This is a genomic window from Chamaesiphon sp. OTE_20_metabat_361 (assembly GCF_031364565.1).
In genome coordinates this window covers 1-2179 of the sequence record NZ_JANLWO010000850.1, presented here as the reverse complement: position 1 = coordinate 2179, position 2179 = coordinate 1, and the positions used below count along the sequence as shown (strand labels likewise).

Annotated in this window: 3 protein-coding genes; 1 reads left to right on the top strand and 2 read right to left on the bottom strand. The window is 46.8% G+C overall.

Features of this window, described 5'->3' with window-relative positions; genetic code table 11:
• Positions 1–280: 280 nt before the first annotated feature.
• Positions 281–637, bottom strand: coding sequence for a helix-turn-helix domain-containing protein (locus tag RMO35_RS23830; protein ID WP_309745007.1), 357 nt, complete (start codon positions 635–637; stop codon positions 281–283).
• A gap of 106 nt (positions 638–743) precedes the next feature.
• Between RMO35_RS23830 and RMO35_RS23825 the strand changes: the two genes are divergently transcribed.
• On the top strand, positions 744–1181 hold the full coding sequence (locus RMO35_RS23825) for a thioesterase family protein (RefSeq protein ID WP_309745005.1): 438 nt from the start codon (positions 744–746) through the stop codon (positions 1179–1181).
• A gap of 33 nt (positions 1182–1214) precedes the next feature.
• On the opposite strand, the gene RMO35_RS23820 is transcribed toward RMO35_RS23825, so the two are convergent.
• Positions 1215–2102 carry a DMT family transporter gene (locus tag RMO35_RS23820; protein WP_309745003.1) on the bottom strand — a complete coding sequence of 296 codons (888 nt, stop codon included), beginning with the start codon at positions 2100–2102 and terminating at the stop codon, positions 1215–1217.
• Positions 2103–2179: the final 77 nt, after the last annotated feature.

Sequence of the window (2179 nt, the reverse complement as noted above, 5' to 3'; positions counted from 1 at the left end):
GCTTGCCCCCATGCGCTCGTCTCAAGGAATCGTCGCCATCTTCGACAATCGGATCGACAGGCGTATTTATGGGCAACAAGTCCTAGCTTCACTCGCTCCAGCAAGAAGAATTAGTTATCTAGAATTGAATTGTCTCGATTCTGCATAACTCATTAGGTAGATAAGTGGGTAAACGTAATTATTTACAAAATAGATTATGCCTGAAACCTAGCTGGTGGGCATTGCCCACCCTACGCGATATCTGCTCCGCTTTGCAAAACATCGAATCCAGTCGCTCTCTCTAACTACGCTCGCTGGTTGGTATGGATGGTAACTTCGTGCCCTCCACATGTTTTAAACCCCAAGCTGCCATCACTTTTAATACTGGACGCAAACTTTTACCCTCTGGAGTCAATTGATAATTCATGCGGCGAGAGTGGTTGCTATAGGGCTGTTTTGTCACTAAGCCCAATTCCTCTAGCAACTTGAGCCGATTGGCGAGGATATTCGTGGAGATCCCTTCGGGCGACTCCAAAAACTCTTCAAATCGCTGCTTGTCGAAAAACATCATGTCACGAATTATCAACAGCGTCCAGCGATCGCCGATCAGGTCTAGAGTACAGGCAATAGGGCATGGAGAGCGTCTGGGTAGTGTCATTTCATCAAAATTGGCTGGGCTGGCGATCGAAATTCCAGGTAATCGATCGCATTTTACAAGTTATCTCTGGTAATATTGATTTTAACTTGCAATCTAAAACTTACTTATGAGCGAGACCGATCGGTTAAAACCATTAGAAACCGCACTACACCTACCAGTCAAAACCTATGACATTGACTTTGCAGGGATTGTCAGCAATATTGTCTATGTCCGCTGGCTGGAAGATCTGCGGATAGAAATGCTCAATCGCTTTTTACCACTAGAAGAACTACTTAATAATGGAATTGCACCACTAATTTTACAGACTAAAATTGATTATAAGCAAGCAATTCAAATGACTGATCGACCGCTCGGCAAAATGTGGATCGAATCGCTAGAATCGTTACGTTGGCAGGTGAGCGCAGAAATTTCTAGTGCGGGGAAAATATCGGCAATCGCCCAACAAACGGGTATTTTCATTAACTTGGCAACGAAAAGACCAAGCCGAATCCCCGAGCGGTTGCAGCAACTATATCAGGAGTCGCGATCGGCTACTAATCATTAAATAAAAAATTCATCACAGAGGGAAACTTACGATTTAGCCGTTATTGGCTGTGCGTTTACCTAATAACACACAGCCAATAACGGCGATCGCAAAACCGATCGTTTCGATCGATAATCGCTCGCCCAATACAATCGCCGATGCCGCGATCGTCATGAACGGCTGTATTAGCTGTAGTTGTCCGATTCGGGCAATTCCCCCTAGTGCTAAGCCGCGATACCACGCGAAAAATCCCAGAAACATACTAAAAACACTAACATACAAAAAAGCCAGCACCGCATTGACAGAAATTAATGAAAAATTAGCTGGTAAATGTTGCCAGACAATCGGTAGCAATACGGGTACCGACAAAATCAACGCCCAACAGATGACTTGCCACGAGCCAAAGGTACGGGATAAAACCGCCCCCTCCGCATAGCCTAAAGCCGCAGATCCCACCGCTCCCAATAATGCTAGATCCGCCATCCGGAGCGAGCCGCCACCAGTCACCAGCGCGAAAATAAGCACCAACGCACTCCCTAAACTCGCAAACAGCCAAAAACCTCGCAACGGTCGCTCGCCAGCCCGCCACGCGCCACACAGAGCTGTCGAGAGGGGTAATAGTCCCGTAATCACTGCCCCATGCGACGCGGCGGCATCTTTCATCGCGATCGCCGACAGCAGCGGAAACCCAACGACAACCCCAGCCGTAACGATCGCGAAATTTGGTAGAAATCTCAGCGGGGGAATAGTTTGACGGGTAATAACCAGTAAAATTAATGATAAACCCGCAGCCACGATCGCGCGACCTAAACCGACAAACACCGGATCGAATCCGGCGATTGCAATCCGTGTTGCTGGCAAAGTGAGGCTAAAAATTAGCACCCCCAGAAATCCATAACCGAAACTCGTTAGCTCAGATTGAGAACGTGGATTTGGACTCATTTTATCCTCTAAACCATCTGCCAAATTATGACATCATTTAGCTTAAATATCGAAGTCACATTCATAGACGAGCTTAC

Bases quoted from the DNA above. Each gene is read 5' to 3' on its own strand.
- RMO35_RS23830 (WP_309745007.1), bottom strand. From the start codon at position 637: ATGACACTACCCAGACGCTCTCCATGCCCTATTGCCTGTACTCTAGAC.
- RMO35_RS23825 (WP_309745005.1), top strand. From the start codon at position 744: ATGAGCGAGACCGATCGGTTAAAACCATTAGAAACCGCACTACACCTA.
- RMO35_RS23820 (WP_309745003.1), bottom strand. From the start codon at position 2,102: ATGAGTCCAAATCCACGTTCTCAATCTGAGCTAACGAGTTTCGGTTAT.